Annotated in this window: 18 protein-coding genes and 1 tRNA gene; 4 read left to right on the plus strand and 15 right to left on the minus strand. The window is 57.8% G+C overall.

Going from position 1 to position 26,569, the window contains the following annotated elements; translation table 11 throughout:
- Positions 1 to 301: 301 nt before the first annotated feature.
- Together EYC79_RS20320 and EYC79_RS20325 are read left to right on the plus strand one after the other, a co-directional pair.
- Positions 302 to 2,434: a hypothetical protein gene (locus tag EYC79_RS20320; RefSeq protein WP_130979322.1), complete on the plus strand. Its 2,133-nt coding sequence runs from the start codon at positions 302 to 304 to the stop codon at positions 2,432 to 2,434.
- Between the two features lie 199 nt (positions 2,435 to 2,633).
- The gene (locus EYC79_RS20325; RefSeq protein WP_130979324.1) at positions 2,634 to 3,323 is read left to right on the plus strand and encodes a GDSL-type esterase/lipase family protein; all 690 of its coding nucleotides are present in this window, start codon (positions 2,634 to 2,636) and stop codon (positions 3,321 to 3,323) included.
- A 159-nt stretch (positions 3,324 to 3,482) separates the two neighbouring features.
- Here EYC79_RS20325 and EYC79_RS20330 read toward each other — a convergent pair whose 3' ends face one another.
- Positions 3,483 to 4,049, minus strand: a complete 567-nt coding sequence (locus EYC79_RS20330) for a serine O-acetyltransferase (RefSeq protein WP_113181028.1) — start codon at positions 4,047 to 4,049, stop codon at positions 3,483 to 3,485.
- Between the two features lie 559 nt (positions 4,050 to 4,608).
- Between EYC79_RS20330 and EYC79_RS20335 the strand changes: the two genes are divergently transcribed.
- Positions 4,609 to 5,463, plus strand: a complete 855-nt coding sequence (locus EYC79_RS20335; protein WP_130979325.1) for a hypothetical protein — start codon at positions 4,609 to 4,611, stop codon at positions 5,461 to 5,463.
- 172 nt (positions 5,464 to 5,635) lie between these two features.
- Here EYC79_RS20335 and EYC79_RS20340 read toward each other — a convergent pair.
- The 7 genes from EYC79_RS20340 to EYC79_RS20370 form a co-directional block, all read right to left on the minus strand.
- A tRNA-Met gene (locus tag EYC79_RS20340) sits at positions 5,636 to 5,712 on the minus strand.
- A 134-nt stretch (positions 5,713 to 5,846) separates the two neighbouring features.
- Complete coding sequence (gene mnmA, locus EYC79_RS20345) at positions 5,847 to 7,043, minus strand: tRNA 2-thiouridine(34) synthase MnmA (protein WP_130979327.1); 1,197 nt, start codon at positions 7,041 to 7,043, stop codon at positions 5,847 to 5,849.
- Between the two features lie 190 nt (positions 7,044 to 7,233).
- Positions 7,234 to 8,421: an OpgC family protein gene (locus tag EYC79_RS20350; RefSeq protein WP_111848828.1), complete on the minus strand. Its 1,188-nt coding sequence runs from the start codon at positions 8,419 to 8,421 to the stop codon at positions 7,234 to 7,236.
- A 366-nt stretch (positions 8,422 to 8,787) separates the two neighbouring features.
- Positions 8,788 to 9,864, minus strand: coding sequence for a Tim44 domain-containing protein (locus EYC79_RS20355; protein ID WP_130979328.1), 1,077 nt, complete (start codon positions 9,862 to 9,864; stop codon positions 8,788 to 8,790).
- Positions 9,865 to 10,068: 204 nt separating this feature from the next.
- The gene (gene serA, locus EYC79_RS20360; protein ID WP_062598839.1) at positions 10,069 to 11,664 is read right to left on the minus strand and encodes a phosphoglycerate dehydrogenase; all 1,596 of its coding nucleotides are present in this window, start codon (positions 11,662 to 11,664) and stop codon (positions 10,069 to 10,071) included.
- 80 nt (positions 11,665 to 11,744) lie between these two features.
- Entirely contained in the window at positions 11,745 to 12,923 is a 1,179-nt protein-coding gene (locus EYC79_RS20365; RefSeq protein WP_130979329.1) for a phosphoserine transaminase, read from the minus strand.
- Between the two features lie 208 nt (positions 12,924 to 13,131).
- Positions 13,132 to 13,926, minus strand: a complete 795-nt coding sequence (locus EYC79_RS20370; protein ID WP_062598840.1) for an outer membrane protein — start codon at positions 13,924 to 13,926, stop codon at positions 13,132 to 13,134.
- A gap of 503 nt (positions 13,927 to 14,429) precedes the next feature.
- Here EYC79_RS20370 and EYC79_RS20375 point away from each other — a divergent pair.
- Positions 14,430 to 16,382 carry a putative bifunctional diguanylate cyclase/phosphodiesterase gene (locus EYC79_RS20375; protein WP_418123453.1) on the plus strand — a complete coding sequence of 651 codons (1,953 nt, stop codon included), beginning with the start codon at positions 14,430 to 14,432 and terminating at the stop codon, positions 16,380 to 16,382.
- Positions 16,383 to 16,752: 370 nt separating this feature from the next.
- On the opposite strand, the gene glmM is transcribed toward EYC79_RS20375, so the two are convergent.
- From glmM to EYC79_RS20415, 7 genes are all read right to left on the minus strand, one after another.
- The gene (gene glmM / locus EYC79_RS20385) at positions 16,753 to 18,105 is read right to left on the minus strand and encodes a phosphoglucosamine mutase (protein ID WP_062426211.1); all 1,353 of its coding nucleotides are present in this window, start codon (positions 18,103 to 18,105) and stop codon (positions 16,753 to 16,755) included.
- 435 nt (positions 18,106 to 18,540) lie between these two features.
- Positions 18,541 to 20,487, minus strand: coding sequence for an ATP-dependent zinc metalloprotease FtsH (gene ftsH / locus EYC79_RS20390; protein ID WP_062427959.1), 1,947 nt, complete (start codon positions 20,485 to 20,487; stop codon positions 18,541 to 18,543).
- A 130-nt stretch (positions 20,488 to 20,617) separates the two neighbouring features.
- Complete coding sequence (gene tilS, locus EYC79_RS20395) at positions 20,618 to 21,946, minus strand: tRNA lysidine(34) synthetase TilS (protein WP_130979331.1); 1,329 nt, start codon at positions 21,944 to 21,946, stop codon at positions 20,618 to 20,620.
- A gap of 20 nt (positions 21,947 to 21,966) precedes the next feature.
- Positions 21,967 to 22,983 carry a tol-pal system protein YbgF gene (gene ybgF, locus EYC79_RS20400; protein WP_062427957.1) on the minus strand — a complete coding sequence of 339 codons (1,017 nt, stop codon included), beginning with the start codon at positions 22,981 to 22,983 and terminating at the stop codon, positions 21,967 to 21,969.
- Between the two features lie 157 nt (positions 22,984 to 23,140).
- The gene (gene pal / locus EYC79_RS20405; RefSeq protein WP_062427956.1) at positions 23,141 to 23,677 is read right to left on the minus strand and encodes a peptidoglycan-associated lipoprotein Pal; all 537 of its coding nucleotides are present in this window, start codon (positions 23,675 to 23,677) and stop codon (positions 23,141 to 23,143) included.
- Between the two features lie 312 nt (positions 23,678 to 23,989).
- Positions 23,990 to 25,303, minus strand: a complete 1,314-nt coding sequence (gene tolB / locus EYC79_RS20410) for a Tol-Pal system beta propeller repeat protein TolB (protein ID WP_062427955.1) — start codon at positions 25,301 to 25,303, stop codon at positions 23,990 to 23,992.
- Between the two features lie 77 nt (positions 25,304 to 25,380).
- Positions 25,381 to 26,565: a hypothetical protein gene (locus tag EYC79_RS20415; protein ID WP_130979332.1), complete on the minus strand. Its 1,185-nt coding sequence runs from the start codon at positions 26,563 to 26,565 to the stop codon at positions 25,381 to 25,383.
- Positions 26,566 to 26,569: the final 4 nt, after the last annotated feature.

A 26,569-nucleotide genomic window follows, 5' to 3' on the forward strand; every position in this document is an offset into this window, starting at 1 on the left:
GTTGATCTGAGAAAGCCCGGCCACTGCGCCGGGCTTTTTGTCTGGTGCGATCCTACCCCACAGGTAGGCCTATCGGGCATTCTCCTGTCTCTATCTCTGCAGGCAGCAGCATCGATTGTTCTGCTGAACCAAGATAGCGCGGTTGGGATAGTAACCTGCCTCAATGCTGCAACAAGCACATTGAAAGCTGACGGCTGGTGCTGCGGGTTCCGAGACTAGCATTGGTGAGCCGGTTGCGGCTATCATCTGTCTGACAGTACGAGACCATCGGTATCGTTAGGCCGAGCGGCGGAGGCTCGCATTGGACAGCAATCGTAGAAATCTGATCCTTGGCCTTGGTGTTCTCTCGGCTGGCACAATAGCCCCATCGCTTGCGAAAAGCACAGGACGTGCGGTGGCAATGACGGCAACGGCGCCTCGCGCTGGTATCCCGCTCGACGCACCGATCGCCAAGGCCGACAAGGCGAGCACTATTGCCGCCTTCGGTAATGCCCGGATGGTCGCCGATTGGACCTCCCCGACTGTCAAGGGAACGGATATCGACACGGGTGCAGTCTTCCAAAATGGATGTGACGCGCTTGGTCGAGAAACGGTGTCAGCAATTCCGTCAAATGCAGGTTTCCTGTCTTGGCCTGACCAAAATGGCTCTCAACTGACCATGGTCGCCATAGATGGCACGCCCGTCATGAGCGCTGCGGGCATCGTCCCCCGCTTCGCCACAGCGATGCGGAAAGGCAGTGATGCACAGGAGGTAAGGTTAACTGATCGGGGTGGCACGGGAATCGATCTCGCAGGCGCGAGCGCCTTGTCGGTGACATTACCCATACATCTGTCTTCAGGAGAACAGTTCGAGGTTCATATTCTTTGGTCGCCCAATCAACGCATGTCCTCTGCACAAGACGTCATGAGGGGCGTTCCGAATGGAAACGATCCGCTCGATGGTTTGAACGCTCGTAACAACATTGTCACCCTTGGCAATGGCAAGGCGAACCGGTTCCAAGCCTACGCTGGTGGCGGTGGCTCCGGTCCTGATCGCGTGAGCATCGCCACTGGCGGCACGACCATTTCAGCAACCGGCAAAAAATCAGGCGCGACCTATCGGTTCCCGAAGAACGCGCAATATGTAACCACCCACATTTTCTCATCCACCCGCTATCGGGAATTCGAGAATGGCGCAATCACGAAGGATGTGGCCCTCAGCGAAGCTCAGACATCTGCTATTCTGGGTGGATCGATGGACAACCCTGATCTCGCTATCGGCTCTATCTTTTCCGGCAGCGACAAAAAACTGTCGAAGCGCAACCGCGGCAACATCCTGGTCGGCGGCGTTGTCGTCACAAAAAATAGGTCAATGGGGCAAATCCGAGCTATCCAGGCGCGCATGGCGCTTATTGGCCAGCAGCATCTTGCGGCGACACTCGCTGAGGTCAAGGCTTTGTTCAATATCGACCTGATCGACATGCGCAGGGCAGACCCTTCTACCGGGCGAGTTGCCGGCGAGCGCGGAAACGTGAACTTGATATTCAATACAAACAGTACGCTCCAGTTTGGCTACACCGATCCGGATACGGGCCTTCAAGGCATTCATAGCCCCGACAACAGTAATTTGAACAGTTATAGGTCGGAAGAGACGTTCAACCTCGGTCGCAACGGCTTCACGATTCTATCGTTCGCGATGCTCGAAAGCGGAGCAGCCGATAACAACGTACAGGTAACGTGGAGTCTGTCGAAAGGTGATCCGCAGGCTGATACGCGGTCAGACGCAATCTGGATGCTGGGACATCATCATGCTGTGCCGGCGGTTGCGACCAAGCCGTCTGCTACAAAGGACGCCGCAAGTGTCGTCGCACGCCGTAAACTCGCCGATCTTACGACGAAATTTAACTACGACGGCCTCATGCAGACATTGCTAAAATACAATTATTGGACTGCCCTGATCCGCAGGTTCACCAATGAGGTGATCAACACGTCTCAGACGGACAATCAGGACCTGACGCTAACCGCATCCGTCCTCGAGAATATCGATGACTCTTCGCCTATAAAGTTCGATGCGCCGCTTCCGCAGCAGACGCGCGATAACCTGCAGTACCTCTATAAGGTCGGTCAGGAACAACTGATGGTTCACGTGCACGAGCCTTCGGCCGTCTATAATTACGAAGACGCCCCCGACCACATGAAATTCTTCACGGCAAAGAACCGGCTTTACGTCAGCGGCGGCGGCGTACAGCCATTCGGGCACATGGACGGAAGCATAGCCGAAATGCCCTACGCTCCAGTCGTTCACGGAGACGGTGATGAACGGTTGCAGTCGGTGCCCTACCAAAATCAGGCCAAAGCAAACAGAGCTTATCTGGCAATTGCAGATCGACCGCTTTCTGATGAGGATGTCCGTAAGGTGCAAGCAAATTGGTACAAGGTGCAGGAATCGACTTGATTGCACCTGCAAAATGCAGACGACTTCACTCCAAGCTGAAGCCCGCAGATCTTTTTAATGTGTTATTTCGAAAGCTCTCATACTCCCTGTTGACGGGATCGAAATAAGTAATAAAAGAATCCTCTAATATAAAAACATCTAAATAAAAGATGTTCGCGTCTGGGGGGATGACTTGCGCAAATTCTTACGATGGGCCTCTATGCTTGTGACCGCTGGCGTACTGATCGCCGCTGGAGCTGTTCTTGATCAATCCAGCAGCGTGGTCCGAGGTGGAATTCGAAAAGCCGCATGGATGACCCTCGGCAAACCTTTGTCCGAAGATCAGGTTCACGTTCAATACAAAGCTGTTTTAGCGAGTGGGATGCCATCGTCTCGGTTCGTCATGATGGGCGACTCGCTGACCCAGTTCGCCAATTGGCCAGCTTTGCTTAATCGCTCAGATATACTCAATTTGGGACTGGCGGGAGACACAACAAGTGGAATGCTTGAGCGGGTCAAAAGCCTGAATATAACCCGTAACCGCGTGCTCGTCATGGGTGGCGTCAATGACATTTTGGCCGGAGTGGGCGTTGACGACATTATGCACAATTTGACAGAGATCGTTCGCCAACTGAATAAGGATGGGAACACCGTATTTCTGCAATCGACAATCATGACGCGCCGTCCCGCCGCAAACGAGCTCATTTCTCAACTCATCGAGCGGCAACGACAGCTTTGTAAATCTGAGAAATGCACCTTTGTAGATGTCAACAAGTCCGTAACGAACGGGCGAGAACTGACCGAAGCGCAAAGCGTGGATTACGTACACTTAAATTACGATGGATACCTGCTGTGGAAACAGGCAGTGGAATTCATTTTTCAAGACGAGCAGTCCCGTCTGTTACTCTAGGACTGCCAAGCGACACCCCATGGCGTACACCAGTCCATTACACCATTAAAAGACGCCCCGGGAGAGCGTACTCCATACACATTGGATCGCTCCACATGGGCTCGCCCGGGGCTGCTCCCATTGAGACGATGGGCGCGAGAGACGTCTTTACGATCGTGTTCAGCCGTTCAAGGATACGGGGAGCCGGTCACGCGGGTTTCTCATTGTTGCCGGCGAACCCGCAGCCACCATTCCTCCTGGAACGTCCTCGTTCACGAAGCTCAGAGCGGCAACTTGAGCGCCGGGGCCCACATTAATCTCGCCAACAAGAACCGAGTTTGCGTAGACAGTGACGTCATTAGAAAGCGTGGGATAATCTCCCTTGCCTTCCTTCGAGACACCGAGCGTAACGCCTTGGAAGATCGTTACGTTGTCGCCCAGTTTGACACCTTCGCCGATTACAATGCCCACTGGATGCGGCAGGTGAAATCCTTTGCCGATTACAGCTTTCGGCGAGATATACGCACCCATTTTGACATTGGCCACGAATAGCGGCTTGTGGAGAATACGGCCGAGCAATCCGCGCTGGTAAAGCCACCGGTACATGCGGTAGCGGGTAACGACCTTGAAACTCGGTGATATAAAATATCTGATAACCGCCTGCGCCAAAGACAACTTATTCGTGTTAATATTTAGGTCTTCTCTCCAATGCATATGCGATACTCCCCTATGATCGCGCTTAAGCATGTTAGACACCTCTCAATACACGCTAGTCTCCTTCTTTTCTCTCTTTATATTTCATGATGAACCCTTACCACTTCCTGGCGCGACGGTGGGATTGTGGTTTAAACTAGAGGTTTCAAGGTCGCATAGCCGAATGCGGATGCCAGCCACAGAATGCGGACACCCTTCTTTCATGCCCATTGCAGGGTGTGCGTGCAGAGGCTCGATTTCGTCGACTTCAGGAAGCGGTCGAGAATGCCTTGGACATTCGTCGAGGTGTAGAAGCTCCTAGTGAACAACTACAGGCGTTACGCGCCGTAATGGCGCGCAACGCTAAGCTATAAAATCGATATGGATGAGCCCTGCGTCAATGCGTAGTATTTCGCCACATTGTCGCGGAGGTTTGAATGGTTACGTTTATTAATATCTCTGAACTTACAGACCATCTTGATCAAATTGTGAAGTTATCCAGATCTGCGCAGAGCAATCAAAGTCTTCCACAAAGCAGCGTCAGTGGCTGATGATCTATTCATCGCTCGTGATGCACTCGATATTCTCGATAGCCACAACGGAGGGGAATCAGATGGCTAGAGACTTAGTGATAAAAGACGGACTTACTGCGACGTTTATGCGGGACGGACAATTCGTTGAAACGATTGATGGCACGCCTGTAGCTGTTGTTGATGGGATCGCGGCCCTCGGCTCAATGATCATGTTACGAGGCCGTCTCCCAGAGGATGAGATGAAAGAGATGGCGAGGAAACTACAACGCAGGCTTCCCGGGAATTCGCCTAAACTCACCTATGTGCTTGACATGAAGATTGATCGGATACCTGCTAGACCGATTATTAAAATGATGCGCTCCGATCATGCAAGAGCCTTCCTTGAGACCGGCAAGCTGCGGCTAGGTTCAATCGCTCATTTCCGACAATACGAGCACCCCGAGATCGGTGACAGATCCGAAGGTGAAACCATCATGTTCGGAATTGGAAATCGTGGCACTATTGTGCGCCAAGTGATTGGGGGGTTGAATGAATGGATACTATGCTGCTTCGCAGGCGACGCGGCGCCAGTTGTAATTGAAAAGTTCGGCTACGATGCAGCGATTAGGATCAAGGACCCCGAAGCTTTCGGCATGGCTATATCGGAGACCCTCGGTGGACTTGAATGCCACTTTGCCAGATGCGTCTATAGTGATGGGCGAGTTCTAGTTGGCCTGACTAACGAGGACATTCCTGAAGAGGGAGATAACCGAGACATCATATTGGGTACCGACTTCGCGGATATGCTCGGTCCCGCGCGGGCCTTCCTGAAACCTGAGCGGTATTCCCATCAGAAAGAATTCCGGTTTACTTGGGCCACTGAGACAGGAGTGACCGGCTACCATGACATCGTTAGTCCTGAGGCAGCGAGCTACTGCGAGCTCGTGACACTTTAATCGAGAGAGTAAACCAATTTGAAGTCGCGTTAGACGCTTTGACACGGGTTAGGAATAAACAAAATTCCAGTTTCTCGTGTCAAAATTCCGAAATCGCGCTACAGAATACAGCGCCAAAGAGTACATTAGGTAGAAACTATTACCCATGTATTCGGTATGAACACGTAAAGAATGGTAGCGGGAGAGGGACTTGAACCCCCGACACGCGGATTATGATTCCGCTGCTCTAACCACCTGAGCTACCCCGCCACGAGGGAAACAAAGCTGCGATGTGCGGCCCGTTTCATCAGGATGAGCGGCTTATAAGGTGCCGCTCCCTAAAGTGTCAAGCGCAAGATGCGCAAAAAGTCAGTCTTTCGACAGACTTGGCCGGAGTGCCGATTTCAGGCTGCGACCGGGTTGGCGAGCAGAGCTTTGAGCGATGCCTCGGCCTCTGCCGAGCGTTCCGAGCGCTCGATGAAACCGCCGCCATAGACGCGCGCGTCCGCGCCCGGTGCGGAGTAGAGAACGCAGGCCTGACCGGGTGCGATACCCGCCTCGCCGACGGCGAGATCGACATAGATGCCTTTCTCGTCGGTATGGAGAACGGCTTCCGCCGGTGGGCGGGTGGAGCGGACCTTGGCATAGCAGGCAAAGCCGCCGGCCGCATCCTCTTCAAGTGCTGCGTCGCCGAGCCAGTTCATGTCGCGCAGATAGACGCGGTGGGTCTCCAGCGCCTCGCGTGGGCCGACGATGACGCGGCGTCCGCGGGCGTCGAGATGGACGACATAGAGTGGCTCGCCGGTTGCGACCCCGATGCCGCGGCGCTGGCCGATCGTGTAATGCACGATGCCGTCGTGGCGGCCGAGCACGCGGCCATCCAGATGGACGATATCGCCCACAAGGGCTGCATTCGGCTTCAGCTTGTTGATGATGTCGGTATACTTGCCCTGCGGCACGAAACAGATGTCCTGGCTGTCAGCCTTCTTGGCCACCACCAGGCCCATCTCTTCCGCCAGCGCACGCGTCTCCGCCTTGGAGAGGCCGCCAAGAGGAAAGCGCAGGTAATCGATCTGCTCCTGTGTCGTTGCAAACAGGAACCAGCTCTGGTCACGGTCACTATCGATCGGGCGATAGAGCGCGCGGCGGTTGGGGTTGCCCGCCACCGGGTTGCGGCGCGAACGGATATAGTGGCCGGTTGCCAGCGCGTCGGCACCCAGTTCCTGCGCGGTGGCCAGCAGATCGGCGAACTTGACCGTCTGGTTGCAGGCCACGCAGGGCACAGGCGTTTCGCCCATGGCATAGGCTTCGGCGAAGGGGTTGATCACCGTCTCACGAAAACGCGCTTCGTAATCCAGCACGTAATGGGGAATGCCGAGCGTTTCGCACACGCGGCGTGCATCGTCGATATCCTGGCCCGCACAACAGGAGCCAGCGCGATGAACGGCGGCGCCATGGTCGTAAAGCTGCAGGGTGATGCCGAGGACGTCATAGCCCTCACGCTTGAGAATGCCAGCCACCACGGAGGAATCGACGCCACCGGACATGGCAACGACAATCCGGGTATCTTCCGGCTTCTTGTCAAAGTCGAGCGTATTCAAGGTTTTTCCAATCGTCAGTCATAACGGGGGTAAAGGCCCCGCCGCCTGTCGTCAAATCCATGAGGCTCCGCCTCAAGAGAGGCATGGAAGCTTGGATTTTCAAGCGCTGCATATAGAAAGAAAAGCCCTTAAACGCAAGTACGGGGCGGCACGTGCCACCCCGTAGAGGATTTGTCGTTGCGTTGCCGGATCAGGCGCCAGCAGTCTTCTGGCTGTTGCCGATCCACTTGTCTCGTTCGCGCCAGAGAGCGGGGATCGCCAGCATCGCGATACCGACGACGGCAATCGCTGTCTTCTGGATCTGCGTCAGCTCTGCCGTGCGGCCATCCAGATAGTAGATGCCGTAGACGATGGCGACGTGCCACACATAGACCTGCAGCGAGTGGCGACCAAGAAGCTGCAGGAACTTCAGGGACAGCACCCAGATGACGCCAGCGGCGATCTTCTGCACGATCGGGTTGTGATGCTTTGGACCGGCGATGATGAGCCATGTGAGGCCAACACCGACGGCAAGGAAGTTGATCAGGTAAACCGGGCCGAAGTCGGCGCGGATTTCCATGGTCGAGAACTTGCCGAGCACGAATTCCGGCATCAGGTTCCAGGCGGTGGCAATGCGCAGCGGCACGAAGAACACGCAGACGATCAGCGCGGCCTTGGCAATCCAGCTACGCTCCGGCGAGAATATCTTCGTCCACGGAATACGGTTTTGCGCAGTCATCGCGCCGAGTACCAGTGCCGTGTAGAACACCAGCTGCCAGCCAAACAGGTTGAAGCTGACGCGAATGCCCTGCTCGTCCACGCCCTTGACGATCTCGTTCATCGGCGCGGTGAAGAGCTGCTGCAGGCCAAGCTGTCCCGCCATCCACACCAGCAGAGACCCGGCCATGACATAGGCCCACTTGCCGTCGATGCACAGTTTCACCAGGAAGGGCGCAAAGATCATGTAGACGATATATTGCGGCAGGATGTCCATGAAGGTCGGCTGGAACAGGAAGGTGGCTATGGCCGCCAGACGAAGCGGATCGTCAAAGGACGTCATGCCGAGCCAATTGTACCAGATATAAGGAGCGTGCGGGATGACCATGCGTGCGAAGAGGACGGCGATCACCAGTCCCATCGCGTATTTGTACAGTTCGAGCGCACGGTTCCAGATCATGTCGCGCCCGGCCTCGTAGCCGTATTTCACCATCTTGCGGGCATACACCATGCCGATCAGAAGGCCGGACAGGAACACGAAGCCCTGTGCGTCCTCAACGAAGGCAAACTGGCGATGGTTGATTTCCACCAGCCAGAAACCGCCTGCGAAGACCAGATGGTTGATCAGCATAAAGACGAGGAAATAGCCGCGCATCCCGTCGATCAGGTCGAAGCGTTTCATCGTTAAAGCTCTCCATTTCGCGGACCGCGCTGTGGCTGGTCGCCGTGTTCCTCTGCTCGGGTGTTGTCCGAAGGTCGGCCCGAAGTTCGGATTGTCAACGCGAATAAAAGGCGGGAGTTCCGCCTATGCGCGCATTTGCTAAAACGCGAGCGGTTCACATTGACGTGTGCCTGTCTGGTTAGAAGGCCGCGACTGAATGCGGGATGAACGAAAAAAGGCAATACGTGGACAAGGTTGGGCACCGTCCCTCCCCCATTTCACGCCGGTCGCCTGAACCGCCTGCTCACCAGTGCAAAGCGGCAAAAAAGAAAAAGGCGCTGGGGTCTGACCCCGGCGCCATAAATCATTGGAAGAAATCGATGCGCGTTACGCAGCGGCCTGGATTGCGGCCACCTGCCAGTCGGATCCGCCCTTGCGAACGAAGGTCCACATCTCGACCGATTCTTCCGGTTCGTGCTCATTGCCTTCGATGACCTTGCCGGTGGCGCGGTCGCGCATGATGTCGATCGCCGAATAACGCATCGCAACGGTCGCGTAATCCTGGCCCTCTTCGTGCCAGGCTTCGGCAACGTCACCCTGCAAGAGCGTCACATCGCGTACATCGTTCTTCACGCCGCTCGTGGCATGGTCGCTGAGTTCTTCGGCAAGATAAGACATGGCCTCCGGCGTCGTCAGCTTGCGTAGCGTACCGTAGTCTTCCGCAGCATAAGCGGACTGAACCTGCTGCAGCATGTGCTGGAAGGTTTCGAGGTCGCCATGCGTCACGCCGATTTCGTCGCCTTCGGACATGGCATTTTCATGCGGTACGGGTTTGGCAACCACGGATTCGGCAGCCGCCGTTGCGGCAGCAGCGCCACCAAAGGCACCGGCACGCGAGCCCATCTGCGGGATCTTGAAACCACCATGGCCCTGGGGCTGATTGGCGGAATAGTCGCTGCGCGCGTTGTTCGAGCCGCCTGCACCGCCATAAGCGGGCTCAGCGGCCTTGCGGCGCGAGGCGAAGAAACGCATGGCGAGCATGATGAGACCGCCGATCAGCAGTCCCTGCAGCAGCATTCCGAAGAAGCCAGCCAGACCGCCGAAGCCGCCACCCATGAGCATGCCGAACAGGCCGCCCATCAACAGGCCGCCCATGAGACCGCCCATCATGCCACCGAACATGCCGCGGTTCTGCTGCGGCGCCTGCGCGCCTGGACGTGCCGGCTGCGCTGCATTTGGCTGGGTCGCTTGGTTCGTGTTCGGCGTCATGCTGCGGTTCATCGGCGCGGCCTGGCCCGGTGCGGTATTGGTTGCGGGCGGTGCCGAAAAGGTCCGCGTGCCGCGGCTGCCGAAACCGCCGCTCGCGCGGCGCGCTTCTGCCATATCGACAGCCACGAACGAAACCGCAATCCCCAGAGCGGCAACTGCGAACAAACCTTTAAAGCGCCGAATGGCAGCAAACATCGTCATCTCCTGTTGGGTCGCCCTCCCATTGAGCGACAAAGAACAAAAGGCATATAGCAACTATCGGTCTTTGTTTTGAGGGTGAGAACCATAAATATTTCGTGATATGCAATCCTCGGTAGATTTACGCTTCATCGCGCAATAAAAAGCCCGGTGCAGATAGGATCCGCACCGGGCTAAAACGGTCAAGAAGGCTCTCGCCGATCAGTCGATGTTGAATGTCAGTGGCTTGACCTGACGGATGGCCGGGTTGGCGCGCAGCTTGTCGAGCACCTCTTCCGAAACGGGGCCGTCGACATAGAGCAGCGCAATCGCATCGCCACCATTGGCTTCGCGGCCAAGCTGGAAGTTTGCAATGTTGACGCCTGCCTCACCGAGCGTCGTGCCCATGAAGCCGATCATGCCAGGCACGTCGGTGTTGGTGATGTAGATCATGTGCTGACCGACATCGGCATCCATGTTGATGTTCTTGATCTGGATGAAGCGGGCCTTGCCATCCGAGAACACCGTGCCGGCAACCGAACGAACCTGGTTTTCGGTCTTGACGGTGAGCTTGATGAAGCCGTCATAGACACCGGTCTTGTCGCGCTTGACCTCGGAGAGGATGATGCCCTTTTCCTTGATCATGATCGGTGCGGAAACCATGTTGACGTCTGCCACCTGCGGACGGATGAGACCGGCCAGAAGCGCGCTCGTCAGCGCCTTGGTGTTCATGTTGGCGGTTGCACCATCATACAGGATTTCAATTTCCTTGGTGGCGCTTTCCTGCACCTGACCAACGAAAGAGCCGAGGACGTCGGCAAGCTTGATGAAGGGCTTCAGACGCGGCGCTTCGTCAGCGGTGATCGAAGGCATGTTGATGGCGTTGGAAACCGCACCCTTGACGAGGTAATCCGACATCTGCTCGGCAACCTGCAGCGCGACATTTTCCTGTGCTTCCGTGGTGGACGCGCCGAGATGCGGCGTGCAGACCACATTCGGCAGGCCGAAAAGCGGGCTTTCGGTTGCAGGCTCGACTTCGAAGACGTCGAAACCGGCGCCAGCCACATGGCCGGACTTGATGGCGTCGGCAAGCGCTGCCTCATCCACCAGACCGCCACGGGCGCAGTTGATGATGCGGACACCCTTCTTGGTCTTGGCAAGGTTCTGCGCACCCAGAATACCGCGCGTCTTGTCGGTCATCGGCACGTGCAGCGTAATGAAGTCGGCCTGGGCCAGAAGCTCATCGAGCTCGACCTTGGTCACACCCATTTCCTGTGCGCGTTCCGGCGACAGGAAGGGATCGTAAGCCAGCACGTTCATCTTCAGACCGAGCGCACGTGAGCAGACGATGGAGCCGATATTGCCGGCACCGATGACGCCGAGCGTCTTGCCGGTGATTTCGACACCCATGAATTTCGACTTTTCCCACTTGCCGGCCTGGGTGGAGGTATCCGCTGCCGGAAGCTGGCGGGCAACGGCAAACATCAGCGCGATGGCGTGTTCTGCCGTGGTGATGGAGTTGCCGAAAGGCGTGTTCATGACGATGATGCCGCGGCGCGATGCAGCGGGGATATCGACGTTATCGACGCCGATGCCGGCGCGGCCGATGACCTTGAGGTTCTTGGCCGATTCGATAAGCTTTTCCGTCGCCTTGGTGGCAGAGCGGATGGCCAGACCATCATAATTGCCGATGATTTCGGCAAGCTTGTCTTTGTCCTTGCCGAGCTTCGGCTGGAAATCGACCTCGACGCCACGGTCGCGGAAGATTTGAACGGCGGTTTCCGACAGTTCGTCAGATACGAGTACGCGAGGTGCCATGGTGTGGGCTCCTTGAAAAGCGGTTTATGCGTGAAAGCGAAAAGTGTGTGCGGCCCTGCAACGCGCAGGGCCGGAATTGATCAGGCCGCAGCCTTGGCAAGCGTTGCCTTCTGCGTTTCGAAAGCCCACTTCAACCAGGGCATCACAGCCTTCATGTCGGCCGTTTCGATGGTCGCACCAGCCCAGATGCGAAGGCCGGACGGCGCGTCGCGATAGGCGCCGATGTCGAGCGCGACGTTTTCCTTTTCGAGAAGGGCAACCATGCCCTTGGCGAAATCGGCCTGGGCGCCAGCATCAAGGGCTGCAACATCCTTGCAGACGATCTTGAGGCAGACGGAGGTGTTGGAGCGCGTCTCATCGGCAACCGCCAGATTGGCGATCCAGTTGTTCTCGGCGACGAAGTCGAAGATGACCTTGGCATTGGCATCGGCACGGGCGATCAGCGCCTTGAGGCCACCCAGGTTCTTCGCCCAGAGAAGCGCATCGATATAGTCTTCAACGCAGAGCATCGAGGGCGTGTTGATCGTCTCACCTGTGAAGATGCCTTCGATCAGCTTGCCGCCGGACGTCATGCGGAAAATCTTCGGCAGTGGCCAGGCGGGAACATAGGTCGTCAGACGCTCGACGGCGCGTGGCGAAAGAATGATGACGCCATGGCCACCTTCACCGCCCAGAACCTTCTGCCAGGAGAAGGTCGTAACATCGAGCTTGGCGAAATCGAGATCCTGCGCGAATGCGGCAGAGGTTGCGTCACAAATGGTAAGGCCCTTGCGATCGGCGGGAATGAAATCGGCGTTGGGAACGCGAACACCGGAGGTGGTGCCGTTCCAGGTAAAGACCACGTCGCGGTCGAAATCGACCTCTGCAAGGTTCGGCAGGAGGCCGTAATCGGCCTCGAACTTGCGAACATCTTTGAGCTTCAGCTGCTTGACGACATCGGTCACCCAGCCGGCACCGAAGCTTTCCCAGGCAACCATGTCCACGCCGCGTTCGCCAAGCAGCGACCACAGGGCCATTTCAACGGCGCCGGTGTCGGATGCGGGAACGATACCGATACGATAATCGGCGGGAACATTCAGAATTTCGCGGGTGAGATCAATGGCCTGCTTCAGCTTGGCTTTGCCAACCTTGGCACGATGCGAACGGCCAAGCGGTGCATCGGCGAGAACTTCAAGCGACCAACCGGGGCGCTTCGAGCAGGGACCTGAAGAAAAATGCGTATTGCCCGGACGCACGTCCGGCTTCACTATATCTGTCATTTGACTATCCTTCCAGATAGGCGCTCCACGTTAGGGTGGAGTGTCCTGACACCGTTGCTATTCCTCTCGCCCGTTTCCGTCAAGCGGAATATGTCGCAAGCTTCGATAATTTTGTCCGATCTGCGCCAGAAGCCGATAACCGCACAAACGAAAACCGCCCGTATCGATGAGATACGAGCGGTCGAAGTCTATAGTCGGTCTGTGACGTTTACTTGTAAACGGCAGGCTGAACCGGAATATCGGCTGGTGGCATGTACTGTGCGGTATCGCAGCCATTGAAGACATAGCGGCCGCCGAGACGGATTTCATGCGAGGTCAAGCCCTTGTCGCGACCAGGACCAGCAGCGCCATTGAGACCGAACATTTCGCCCTGGCCGATCTGGCGGAAGCGATAGCCGATATCGGCCTTGAAGTCGCAGGTGACATCAACCGAGGCACCGGCCATCAAAGCGTAAGCGAAGCGCCAGCTGCCCTTGCCATCGAATTCGCAGCAACCCGAATCGGTCTTGAACGTATCCCACTTCACATGCGCGCCACCGATACCTGCACCGAGATAGGGGGTAACACGGCCATAGGTGCCGAGATCGACATAGGCGTTCGCCATCAGGCCAAAGGCCTGCAGCGAGGTGTGCGACTCGAGGCTTGGAGCGGAGCCCCGGAATTTCGACTTCGACAGATAATCGAGGGTCAGGTCGGTTCGCAGATAATTGTTGATCTGGTAGCCCACGCCTGCGCCGAAGAGGACACTGTCCTTCTGGGACGTGCTGGTAAAGCTCACATCTTCCATCGCGGATGCCGACACTGCCCGGTTGAAGCTGCCGCCACGGAACTTGTTGAAGGAATAGCCGACATCGCCACGCAGATACCAGCCGCTTGCTTCCTTCACCTGAATTTCCGGTGCGGGCTCAATATAGGCTGGTGGGGCTGACTGATAGACATCCGCAGCGAGTGCGTGCTGACCTGCCATCAGAGCGGCAACGACACCGATCAGGCTCTTCTTCATGTGGGCGGCTCCATAAACGGCATACGCGAACGGCGCGTACACCAGTGAATTCTTCACTTATGAAACATGAAGGAAATTGGTTAAGTGACGATTAATATCACGGCCAGTACAGGTCGTTTTGCTAATAAATACAGTCAACACCCGGTTAAAGGAAGCAACGTCTACACCTCAAAGTGCGCATTCACACGCAGGAATGCGCTCCAGCACATCCAAAAGCTGCACGTCAGCAAGTCTACGCCGCTGCGCCGAACCGGTACGTTTCTGTAGAATTATTCCCTTTTGATAGACAACAGTATTAACCGGCACACAGTATAAAACGAAACGTGTGTGAACATCGGGAAACTTAGACCCTTCCAGATGGTTCAAACGCAGAACGTTTAGACTTTGCCCGTCATCGTCCCCACAAGCGACCACGACGAAGCCACTCACAGCGTTCGCTAGCAACTGCATCACGACAATCCCGTTGAGAAGACGACACAACAACTGTTCGAGAGTGGCCTTCGTTGAAAACCAATCTGAAAAGCATCTTCGACTTCTCTCCCACACCTCGGGACAATCCGGTGTTGTTGAGAGCGCAATATGTGGCCTTCAGCCAGCAGATGCCGATGATGTACTTCATTCTACTCTCGAGCACGTGGGCGCTGGCCTTAACCTATCTGCACACCGCGCCGAGGCTGCTGTCGCTTGGCGTCCCATGCCTCTTCACCGTGATGTGCGGGGCGCGCATCCTCTTTTGGCTACGGTCTAGAGGTGATACTCCGCCCATTGCGGCTGTCGCATCCAGCATGAGGCGGATCAACATCCTTGGGGCGGTAATTGCCGCGTCCTTTACCACATGGTCCTGTCTTCTCTATCCCTATGGGGACGCCTTCCAGAAATCACATGTCGCCTTCTATATGGCGATCACCGTCATTTCCTGCATCTTCTGCATGATGCATGTGCGCTCTGCCGCCCTCATGGTCACGGCGATCGTCAACGGCACCTTCGTCGTTTTCTTCGCATCCACCGGGCACCTGACGCTCATTGCCACAGCCATCAACATTCTGCTCGTCTGTTTCGGCATGCTGGTCGTGCTGAAGATCAACTACGATAATTTCGAGCAAATGGTGCTGGCGCAGCAGAAGACCGAAGCCCTGAGCAACGAGAACCTCAAGCTCGCCAATATCGATAGCTTGACCGAACTCCCGAACCGCCGCGCCTTCTTTCATCATCTCGACACGTCCTTCACCCTCGCCCAGGCGGAAAATCATCGCCTCGCCGTCGGTGTGATCGATCTAGACGGCTTCAAACCCGTCAACGACCTTTACGGGCACTCCGCTGGCGACCGGCTTTTGAAAGAGGTCGGTGAGAGGCTGCAAGACGTCTGCAACGCCGAAAGCATGTTCCTGTCGCGCTTGGGTGGCGATGAGTTTGCTTTCATCATCTCCGGTCAGGTGAACGAGAATACCGTTCTTGCCGCGGGAAACCTGATGGGCTCCAAACTCCGCATCCCCTTTGAAACGCCGGATGCGACGATCATGATTTCCGCCTCGATCGGCATCGCCATCTATCCGGATGTGGCGTCCACGCCCGAGGAACTGTTCGACCGGGCCGACTATGCGCTCTACCAGAGCAAGCGCGAACATCGCGGCAACAGCACCCTGTTCACCACCAAGCATATCGTCGAAATCCACCGCGATGCGCGCGTGGAGCAGACGCTGCGGCAAGCCGATCTCGCAAACGAGTTGTCGGTGGTCTATCAACCGATCCTCGACGTCAACTCCGGCAAGACAGTCGGTTTCGAAGCGCTTGCGCGCTGGAACAGCAAGCTTCTCGGTACTGTCCCACCGGCACAGTTCATTCCGATCGCAGAGCGCGCCGGCATCATCAACATGCTGACCAAACCGCTGTTGAAAAAGGCATTGGCCGCTGCGAAGACATGGCCGCAGCACATTCGATTGTCCTTCAATCTCTCTGCCCAGGACATCAACAGCTCTGAAGCCACGCTTGGCATCATCGCCATCATCGCCAATAGCGGCTTCGACCCGCAGCGGCTGGATCTCGAGATCACCGAAACCGCGATCATTCACGACACCCGGCAGGCACGCAAATCCGTCGAGATGCTACGAAAGATCGGCTGCGGCATTTCGCTCGACGATTTCGGCACCGGCTATTCGAGCCTGACCTCGCTTCACTCTTTACCGCTGACCAAGCTCAAGATCGACCGCAGCTTCGTCAGAAACATTCAGGATAGCGACGCCAGCTACAACATCGTCCGCTCGCTGCTGACGCTCAGCCGTGAAATGGGCCTGGACACGATTGTGGAGGGCGTCGAAACTCAGGCCGAACTCGCCGTCATCAAGGCGCTCGGCGGTACGCTGGTGCAGGGCTATGTCTTTTCCCGTCCGATCCAGGCGGATGATGTGCATGCCTTTCTGAACGGATGTGTTGAGGACAGCCTTCAGCAGTGGGCGTGACGCGGTCATAGGCAAGCGGGCGGCAAAGCAAGCGCAGCAAAAATACCGAGGCGTTCTGACCTCGCCTCTTGATCACCCTTGGTCTGGACCCATTGCTGTCCGGTTCGATGTTGTGACGTACGACGTATGTCTTTGATCGAGCTTATCTTTTCTGTGTCTTCGACGAGTTGCACCGCGACGGCGACGAAGGAACGGGAGCATTGATAGTTACGTTCGTCATTCCTGTGCTTGTCACAGGAATCCCGTCAAACCAAGTCTTTGGTCTGAAAGAACTCCTCTCGCCGCGCAGACGCGCGGCGGCTAGATTCCTGTGACAAGCACAGGAATGAGGAAAGACGTTACCTTTCCCCGTCCTATCAGTTGATTACCTTCAAGCCGCCGACTTGACGCTGCCAATCACACCGACCAGATCGTTGACGATCCGCTCGACCTGGGCACTGTCATCGCCTTCTGCCATGACGCGGATCAGCGGCTCGGTGCCGGATGGGCGAATGACGAGACGGCCCTTGTCGGCAAGCGCGCTTTCGGCATCGGCAATCGCCTGCTTCACCACCGGGTTCTCCAAAGGCTTGCCACCAGAAATGCGGACATTCTTCAAGAGCTGCGGCACGGGCTCGAACTTGCGGCACACTTCGCTGACCGTCTTGCCCGAGCGCTTGACGCGCGCCAGAACCTGAAGCGCCGCGACAAGACCATCGCCCGTTGTGCCGTAATCGGAAAGCACGATATGGCCGGATTGCTCGCCGCCGACATTGAAATCGTGGTTGCGCATGTGCTCGACCACGTAACGGTCGCCCACCTTGGTGCGCGCCAGCGTCAGCCCCTTGTCGCCAAGGAAGCGTTCGAGGCCGAGATTGGACATGACGGTTGCGACGATGCCGCCGCCACGCAGTATATTGTCGTCGGCCCAGCTATGGGCGATCGTCGCCATCAACTGGTCGCCATCGACGATCTGGCCCCGTTCATCGACGATGATGACACGATCGGCATCGCCATCGAGCGCGATGCCGATATCGGCGCGCACTTCATGCACCTTCTTCTGCAACGCGTCCGGATGCGTCGAGCCGCACTCGAAATTGATGTTGGTGCCGTTCGGCTCGTTACCAATGGTCACGACCTCGGCGCCGAGCTCCCAAAGCGCTGTCGGTGCAACCTTGTAGGCCGCGCCATTGGCGCAGTCGATTGCAATCCTGAGCCCGCTCAAGGTCACGTCGCGTGGCAGGGTGCGCTTGACGAATTCGATATAGCGATAAATGTCGCCGTCGACGCGCTTGGCGCGACCGATCTCATGCGGCTTGGCAAGCTGTGCATGGATGTCCTTGTCGAGCAGGTCTTCGATTTCCAGCTCCAGCTCGTCGGAAAGCTTATAGCCATCCGGGCCGAAGAGCTTGATGCCGTTATCTGCGAAGGGATTGTGCGAGGCGGAAATCATCACGCCGATATCGGCACGAAGCGAGCGGGTCAGCATGGCAACGGCGGGAGTCGGGATCGGGCCGAGCAGGAAGACATCGAGACCGGCGGCGGTGAAACCGGCGACCAGGGCGTTTTCCAGCATATAGCCGGACAGACGCGTATCCTTGCCGATCACGACGCGATGACGGTGATGGCCACGACGGAAGATCGTGCCGACGGCAATCCCCACCCGCATCGCCAGATCCGGCGTCATGGGGAAAACGTTGGATTGCCCGCGAATGCCATCAGTTCCGAAATAGCGACGTGTCATGTGAACTCCAAATATATGGCGGCGCCGTGCACTAAGATGCGGCAACCTTTTTTCGCTAGATGCCACAAAGCGAGTCTGGCAGCACGTAAATTACCGCAAAAACGAAATATATGTCGTGACCGGCCCAGGTTCTCCCCAGGAAAGCGGAGGCTTCGCGGGCGAAGCGACAACAATAAGAGGGGCTGATTACAGACGGGAAGCTATGGTACTGGCGCCGCCGCCCCCACACCCTGCGTCATCCTCGGGCTCGATCCGAGGATCCATATGTTTCAATCGCTTACGGTTGTTGCCAATGGATGGTCGGGTCAAGCCCGACCATGACGACGGAAAAATTTGCGACAGCTTTTGGACAAGCAAGCGTCGCCGGCGACACCTAAAAAACAAGAAGGCCGCTCTTTCGAAGCGGCCTTCCCGTCGTAAACTTATGCACGAAACTCAGTGCGGCTGGGGCTCCATGCCGCCTTCCGCTTCGCCATCGCCCTTCGCCTCGTTCGGGCCATCCTTCTTGGCGCCCGCCTTCGGCACGGCCGAGCCGCGGTTATGGGGCGAATCGTCGCCCATATCGCGGGCAGGCTTTTCGCCCTTCAGCAGCGACTTGATCTCTTCGCCCGACAGCGTCTCATATTCGAGCAAGCCTTCGGCAAGAGTCACGAACTCGTCGTGCTTGTCGGTCAGGATGCGGCGCGCTTCAGTGTAAGCCTCGTCGATCAGACGGCGAACTTCGCTGTCGATCGTCCGCGCTGTTGCCTCGGAAACATTCTTCGACTGCGACACGGAGTGACCGAGGAAGACTTCCTGCTGGTTCTCGCCATAGGCAACCTGTCCGAGTTCGTCGGAGAAGCCCCACTGCGTCACCATGGCACGCGCAAGCTTGGTCGCCTGCTCGATATCCGAGGATGCGCCCGAGGTGATGTTTTCCTTGCCGAAGGTCAGTTCTTCGGCAACGCGGCCGCCCATCATGATGACAAGGCGCGACACCATCCACTTGTAGCTCATCGAGTAGCGGTCGCCTTCCGGCAACTGCATGACCATGCCGAGCGCGCGACCGCGCGGAATGATCGTCGCCTTGTGCAGCGGATCGGCCACCGGCACGTTCAGCGCCGTGATGGCGTGGCCTGCCTCGTGGTAAGCGGTCAGCTTCTTTTCGGCCTCGGTCATGGCGGTCGTGCGGCGTTCCGCACCCATCATGATCTTGTCCTTGGCGTCTTCAAATTCCTGCATGGTGACGACGCGCTTGTTGCGGCGCGCGGCCATGAGGGCTGCTTCGTTGACGAGGTTCATCAGATCGGCACCGGAGAAACCGGGCGTGCCACGGGCCAACACCTTGAGATCGACATTCGGCGCCAGCGGCACGTTGCGCGCATGCACTTTCAGAATGCGCTCGCGACCGACGATATCCGGGTTCGGCACCACGACCTGACGGTCGAAACGGCCTGGACGCAACAGTGCGGGGTCAAGAACGTCGGGACGGTTGGTCGCGGCGATCAGGATTATGCCTTCATTGGCCTCGAAGCCGTCCATCTCGACCAGCAACTGGTTCAGCGTCTGTTCGCGTTCATCATTACCGCCGCCAAGACCGGCGCCACGATGGCGACCGACGGCGTCGATTTCGTCGATGAAGATGATGCAGGGCGCGTTCTTCTTCGCCTGTTCGAACATGTCGCGGACACGGGATGCACCCACACCAACGAACATTTCAACGAAGTCGGAACCGGAAATGGTGAAGAACGGCACATTGGCTTCACCGGCAACCGAGCGCGCCAGAAGCGTCTTACCCGTACCGGGAGGACCGACGAGCAGCACGCCGCGCGGGATCTTGCCGCCGAGACGCTGGAACTTCTGCGGGTCACGCAGGAATTCGACGATTTCTTCCAGGTCCTGCTTGGCTTCGTCGACACCGGCGACATCGTCAAAGGTGACGCGGCCATGTGCTTCCGTCAGAAGCTTCGCCTTGGATTTGCCAAAGCCCATCGCGCCGCGCGATCCACCCTGCATCTGCCGCATGAAGAATAGCCACACACCAAGGATCAGGAACATCGGCAACAGCGTACCGAGATAGCTCAGGAAACCGGAGGAACCATCGCTTTCAGGACGCGCGACAATGGTGACGTTCTTCTGCTGAAGACGGTCCATCAGCGAGTCGTCAATGACCGGCGAATAGGTCTGAAAGGTCGTTCCATTCTCGGTATAGGTACCAAGAACGCGGTTGCCCGTTACCGTCACTTCACGGACACGGCCTGCATCGACATCACGAATAAATTGCGAATATGGAATTTCGCGCGAGCCGGATTGAGACGGCGACGTCTGAAACATGCTGAAAAGAGCAATCAGCAGAAGAGCAATCACCGCCCACAGGGCGAAATTTCTAAAATTTGGGTTCATTGAACTCCCCGAACTCCAACGGACGGATGACCGCCCGCCATTATGTTGCCCCTAACATAAGGAGGACAGTTGCGGTTGCCAAGGCGAAGGGAGGAAGGAGATGTGTTTTGCGGTAAAAACTCTGCGAAATTTACCACAAACTTTGCAGCGGAAGCTGCGGATAGACGCCGCGCCCGAGACTGAGCGCAATTGCGTTGGCCAAATCGAGGTCGAAGCGCGGGAGAAACAGGTCGTAGGGAGCTAGCAATGGGCGCATGGTGATCGATCGGAGATCAGCCTCCCCCTGCCCTGCACCCTCCGGAGTAACACGTGGCTGCGAGAGCTTCGCGCGTTTCAGCACGCCAGCCGGAACGGTGGTGAGCGTGGTATCCTCTCCGTGAGCAACCGCCCCGCCGGAAACGGTCACCGGAGCCAGAGAATGATTGACGATCTCGAACCGCTCATCCCACCTCGCGGTCTCGCCGGGAGCAACGGTGATCGTCGGCACGTCCCGGTTCTCGCGCATCAGGTATAACCCATCCTTGCGCCGGTCGAAGATGACTCGCCCTGCCGTCAGCCTGCCTGGCTCTCTGGCGGTGACGAAGGCCATCACCCGGTCCATGCTCTCCGCTGCAAGCGGATAGGCGCGGCCACCTGCAACGCAAGTGAGCGCAGTAAGGGCATAGCGGATGACGGCGGGATCATCGCCAAGGCAATCGGCGCTGAGCTTGATCAGACCACCCGGATAAGCCTGCACCGCGCCAGAGACGAAAGCCGCGGCGCGGGATGCGAGTTCCGTCCTGTCGAGCAACGGCTCTCGGGACGGTGGTTCGGCATCCCTTGAGAGCTTGCGCACGCGCACCCGCTCATACGTGTCGTCTTCATTGCTGGGGTCATCGAACCAGCCCTGCCCTTTGGCGGCGAGATAGTCGCGAATATCCTCGCGCCGCACGCTCAAGAACGGGCGCAGCACCCAGTGGCGGGCATTGTAGAGAACCGCATCCGCCATGCCGGAGAGGCCGGGCATGCCAGCCTGCGCGCTTCGTTGACTGCGCATCGCGATTGTCTCGCGCTGGTCGTCCAGCGTGTGTCCGACCACAATGGCTGTTGCGCTGATCGTCTCGGCGACCTCTCCGATCAGCCGATACCGCGCGAGCCGCGCTGCGGCGGAGATGCCGGTTCTCGGCTTCTTGTCATTCCAGCGAAGGATGTCATGGGGAATATTCAGCCCGCGGCACAAGGATTGAACGGCTTGCGCTTCATCCGCCGCTTCGGGGCGCAAAGCGTGGTCGATGGTCACGGCATGAAGCTGGACATCGTCTCGACCGGAGACACGCAAAACCTCGTGAAGGGCAAGAAGCAGGCCGGTGGAATCACTTCCACCTGAGACCGCCACCAGAAGAAGGGCGGGTGTTGAAATGCGTTCTAGAAGATTCCGCGCTGCCTCGATCGGCGCTAGCGGAGAAGAGAGGGGTGCCATAGCGGGGGCGGCGAGCAGGCTCAGCAGCCGATGCGCTTCTGTTCACTGGTAACTTTGCCAAGAACGGTCTTGGAGGCGCTGGGGTAGCGCTTCGGAACTTCGCGCAGCGTGGCGCAGGCGGTGTCTTTGTTATCAAGTGCGGCAAGCGACATGCCGAGCTTCAGCAGCATTTCAGGTGCCTTGGGAGACTTGCCGTAATTCTTGTGTCCGTCGAGAAAGGTCTTCGCCGCAGCGGTGAACTTGCCCTGGGAATATTGCGCTTCGCCAAGCCAGAAGCTGGCATCCGCCGCCTTCGAGCCGTTGGGATAGCCTTGGATATACTGTTCGAAGCCCTGCTCCGCCTGCTTGTAATCGCCAGCAAGCACATGGCTGTAAGCCGCCTGGTAGATATCGTTTTCGCTGGTCAGCGCCGCGGTATTGACCGGATCGGTGCTGGTGGACTTGCCACCCGTGCTTACACCTGGAAGCGCGCCTGCAGAATTGTTGGCACTGGAATTCAGCGTGCCGCCAACCGGCAGGCCACGCGAATCGAGCTCGATCGAGCCAAGCGTCGTCTCGCCGGGTGCCGCGTTGGACCGCGGACCGGTGGGTGCTGCGCTGCCTGGCACCGAAGCGCCGTTGGTGGACGGCTCTCCGATAATTGTTGCGACATCGTCAGACGGACCGGCGGAAGAGCCTGCAGGCGGAAGATCCGCCTCGGCCTTTTTCTTGGGTGCTGCAGCCGGTGCAGAGGACTTGCCGCCGCCTTCCAGTTCCTGGAAGCGGTACTCATTGTCTTCCTGCGCCTTGCGAATGGTTTCCTGCATCTGGAGAAGCTGGAAGCTCATCTCTTCGATACGACCGTTCAACTGACGGATCTGCTCTTCAAGCTGCTGTACGCGGTAGGTCTCGTTGGCCTGGACATTGACCACCGGAGCCCGCGAATTGGTCGTGCTAGGGTTCCCACCCCAGCCAAACAACGGCTGCGACACTGCAGTGCCGCTGAAGCCGGTGCAGGCTGCAAGCCCCAGCATTCCCGCCACGACAAGTTTCTTCATAGTGCTTCCTGTCTCATTGATTTGCGCCCCAGCGGCGCAACTCCGGATTTTTTCCATCTGCGATGAAAAAGCAACTTAACTTCGGCCAAACTATGAAAAAAACGAAAGGCGACCCGAGGGCCGCCTTTGCAAATTTCATCACGATTGCGCGAGGCAATTACATGCCTGCGCCACCGAGAACGGTAACCGCGCGGCGGTTCTGCGACCAGCAGGAGATGTCGTCGCAAACGGCGACCGGACGTTCCTTGCCGTAGGAGATGGTCTTCATGCGGTTGGCCGGAACGCCCTGGGATGCCAGGAATTCCTTGGTGGCGGCCGCACGGCGTGCACCGAGCGCCAGGTTGTATTCGCGCGTGCCGCGTTCATCGGCATGGCCTTCAACCGTGATGGCGTAGTTCGGGTAACGAGCAAGCCACTGGGCCTGGCGCTGCAGCGTCTGCTGTGCGTCGGCGCGGATCGAGGTGGAGTCGGTATCGAAGAAGATGCGGTCGCCGACATTGACGGTGAAGTCCTGCTGCGAACCAGGCGTTGCGGAACCAGCACCACCGCCGAGGCCAAGCTCGCCAGCGCTGTTCGGCATGTTCTTCTTGTTCGCGCAACCGGCAAGCGCCAGAGCAAGCGTCAGAGCGATAACAGCCGGATTGCGGGCGATTTTCTGCATTGGGCTAAGCGCCGAAGTTTGTGTACGGCTCATCGCCGGTCTCTCCTTAGGATTTCGATAACGTTGCCAGACGCTAACCGATTGAGGTTAACGGCCCCCGAACGCTTATGGTTAACAAAACGGAAATGTCCCACTTTTCTGCTCCCTCACAGCATTTTGCGGCAAGAAAGAGGCGCATTCCCGGTATTCTCCACAAAACCGCCACAACAACTCCGGTTCGAGATGCTGTGGCGGGTATTTATCAGGCATGGTCGAAGCAAAACGGTAGAGCGGCTTTGCGAGAACGACATGCGAAAGAACAAGGCCTAATGCGCAGGGAGCGAATCTGAAAGATCGCAATACGCTTTAGTCAAGCAGTGGCGACCAAGCAGGGTCGGACGCATAGGTCGGGGTCTTGACCATCTGCTCGTTATAACCTGTCAGATCGATGGAATAGAGCTGCGGACCACCGGCGCCGGCATTCTGACGGAAGAACATCAGCACACGTCCATTCGGCGCCCAGGTCGGTCCCTCATTGTGGAAGCCGGACGTCAGAATGCGCTCGCCAGAACCGTCTGGCTTCATCACGCCGATGGAGAACTTGCCGCCCGATTGCTTGGTAAAGGCAATCAGATCGCCGCGCGGAGACCAGACCGGCGTAGAGTAGGACCCGTCGCCGAAGGAAATACGCGTCTGGCCCGAGCCATCGGCATTCATCACATAGATCTGTTGGCGTCCGCCACGGTCGCTTTCAAAGGCGATGCGCTGGCCGTCCGGCGAATAGGACGGTGCCGTGTCGATCGCACCGGTATTCGTCAGACGCGTCGTGGTGCGCGAGCGCAGATCCATCGTGTAGATATTGGCATTGCCCTCCTGCTGAAGGCTCATGATCACCTTCTGACCATCCGGCGAGAAGCGCGGGGAGAAGGTCATGCCCGGGAAGTTGCCGACGACTTCGCGCTGTCCGGTTTCCAGTTGCAGCAGGTAGACGCGCGGCTGGTTGCCTTCGAACGACATATAGGTGACTTCCTGCCGGTTCGGCGAGAAGCGCGGCGTCAGCACCAGATCGTTGGTGTTGGTCAGGTTACGAACGTTGAAGCCATCCTGGTCCATGATGGAGAGCTGACGCTTGCGCTGCTGCTTCGGGCCGCTTTCGGAAACGAAAACGACGCGGGTGTCGAAGTAGCCCTTTTCACCGGTAATGCGCTCATAGATGGCATCGGCGATGATATGAGCGACGCGGCGCCAGTTTTCCGGCTGGGTGAAGAACTGCTGACCCATCATCTGCTGGCCGGCAAAGGTGTCCCACAGACGGAACTCGGCGCGAAGACGGCCATCGGCCTCCTTCGTCACGCGGCCCGTCACCAGTGCCTGGGCATTGATGACCTTCCAGTCTTCAAAGCGCGGGGACTGGTCCGGATTGCTGATCTTTTCGATGAAGGCGCTCTTGTTGATCGGCGCAAACAGGCCGGAGCGCTGCAGGTCTGCCGCAACCACAGCGGAAACCTGCGCACCGATGCCGTCACCCGACATGAAATCGGTGATCGCAATCGGCAGCGGCTGCACATTGCCCTTGGTGATATTGAGCCGAACTTCCGCGTTGGCTGGAGTGATCGCAACGAACGACAGGATGAGGCCGGAGGCCACCATCATCGCGCGAAGGAAAGAGAACTTGATCATCGAGACAAGCCTTTCAGCTTTTTTTCATAAATTGCACATCGATTGGAATACGGATGCCCGGCGCCGAAAGCGGCTGCTTAGACACCGAAGTCTTCCGGCGTGAACGTCAACAACAAGGTGTTCCATCCTTTTTCACCGTCGTACTTATCCGGTGGGAGATTGGTAAAGGGCGCGGATCGGGTGACGGCGCGCCTTGCGCTGCCTTCCACCGCACGGCGCGTTCCGTCCGGTCCGCCTGTCGCCGAAACCTCAAGCTGGCCAACGATCTCACCCGATCTGTCGAGATGGACGCGGACTTCAACGACCACCTGCGCCACATCGGTCAGGCCGGCAACCATCGACCAGTTCTTGGAAATCTGCCCGCGCAGAGCATCCATCTCACTGGCGCTGAGGCCCGTGCCGATCGTCTTCTTGCCACCAAGGGCTGCCGTCTGGGTGGAGCGCTTCGCGCCACCGCCGGAAGGCGCCTGCTTGTTGAGAAGTGCAGAGATTTCATCGGCATTGAACTCGCTCTGCTGGGTTGCGGCAGCCTTTGCCGTTTCCTGCTTGCGATCGGAGACCTTCTTGTCGGAAGGCTTTTCATTGGCCTTGGCCTGGTCGGTCTTCTTTTCAGTCGGCTTTTCCGCAGGCTTCTGCTCAGCCGGCTTCTGCGGCTCGGGCTTTGGCGGCTCCGGCTTCTGTTCCGGCGGCTGCGGACGCGCATTGGGGCGCGGCACGTTCTGCGGCACGGCAATTTCTGCCGGTTCCTGGTTCTGCGGAGGCGGCTCTTCGGCCTTCTGCTCGGCTGGCGGTGGCTCGGCTGGCTTCGGCGGCGTCGCGATTTCAGGCTTTGGCTGTGGAAGGGCCGCGATCTCCTGCGGCTTCGGCGCGGTCTCTTCCTTCACGATGTCCTTGACGTCGTTCGGATTGGTATCGACCACGGGTGCCGGCTGCTCCTGCTTGGGCGGAGCGGCAGCACTATCATTGTTGTTGGGCTTTTCGGTTGGCGTCGGCGGCGCATCGAGGTCGGCATTGTTGTTGCCGACATTCTGCGCATTGGGCACGGTGTCGGGACGCGTGGTCGGGACCGGCGCCGATTTCTCCGCCTTCGGCGCCTTCTTGTCACCCTGCTGAATCTGCGTCATTTCCTCGACGGACACGAGTTCGACAGGCATCGACTCGGCCTGAGACACCTCGAGCGGTGCCGGCGAGCCCAGGGACACAAGGGCAAAGGCCAGCAGCGAGGCGTGCACGATCGCAGATGTGGTAATGCTACCCTTCATCGCC

It is taken from the genome of Agrobacterium cavarae (genome assembly GCF_004310285.1).
Lineage (GTDB): Bacteria > Pseudomonadota > Alphaproteobacteria > Rhizobiales > Rhizobiaceae > Agrobacterium > Agrobacterium cavarae.

Excerpts from the sequence above, each read along its gene's own strand:
- tolB (WP_062427955.1), bottom strand. The coding sequence starts at position 25,303 with ATGATCAAGTTCTCTTTCCTTCGCGCGATGATGGTGGCCTCCGGCCTC.
- EYC79_RS20335 (WP_130979325.1), top strand. The coding sequence starts at position 4,609 with ATGGCTAGAGACTTAGTGATAAAAGACGGACTTACTGCGACGTTTATG.
- pal (WP_062427956.1), bottom strand. The coding sequence starts at position 23,677 with ATGAGCCGTACACAAACTTCGGCGCTTAGCCCAATGCAGAAAATCGCC.
- serA (WP_062598839.1), bottom strand. The coding sequence starts at position 11,664 with ATGGCACCTCGCGTACTCGTATCTGACGAACTGTCGGAAACCGCCGTT.
- EYC79_RS20370 (WP_062598840.1), bottom strand. The coding sequence starts at position 13,926 with ATGAAGAAGAGCCTGATCGGTGTCGTTGCCGCTCTGATGGCAGGTCAG.
- glmM (WP_062426211.1), bottom strand. The coding sequence starts at position 18,105 with ATGACACGTCGCTATTTCGGAACTGATGGCATTCGCGGGCAATCCAAC.
- EYC79_RS20355 (WP_130979328.1), bottom strand. The coding sequence starts at position 9,864 with ATGTTTGCTGCCATTCGGCGCTTTAAAGGTTTGTTCGCAGTTGCCGCT.
- EYC79_RS20415 (WP_130979332.1), bottom strand. The coding sequence starts at position 26,565 with ATGAAGGGTAGCATTACCACATCTGCGATCGTGCACGCCTCGCTGCTG.
- EYC79_RS20330 (WP_113181028.1), bottom strand. The coding sequence starts at position 4,049 with ATGCTTAAGCGCGATCATAGGGGAGTATCGCATATGCATTGGAGAGAA.
- EYC79_RS20325 (WP_130979324.1), top strand. The coding sequence starts at position 2,634 with ATGCTTGTGACCGCTGGCGTACTGATCGCCGCTGGAGCTGTTCTTGAT.
- EYC79_RS20350 (WP_111848828.1), bottom strand. The coding sequence starts at position 8,421 with ATGAAACGCTTCGACCTGATCGACGGGATGCGCGGCTATTTCCTCGTC.
- ybgF (WP_062427957.1), bottom strand. The coding sequence starts at position 22,983 with ATGAAGAAACTTGTCGTGGCGGGAATGCTGGGGCTTGCAGCCTGCACC.
- tilS (WP_130979331.1), bottom strand. The coding sequence starts at position 21,946 with ATGGCACCCCTCTCTTCTCCGCTAGCGCCGATCGAGGCAGCGCGGAAT.
- ftsH (WP_062427959.1), bottom strand. The coding sequence starts at position 20,487 with ATGAACCCAAATTTTAGAAATTTCGCCCTGTGGGCGGTGATTGCTCTT.
- EYC79_RS20365 (WP_130979329.1), bottom strand. The coding sequence starts at position 12,923 with ATGACAGATATAGTGAAGCCGGACGTGCGTCCGGGCAATACGCATTTT.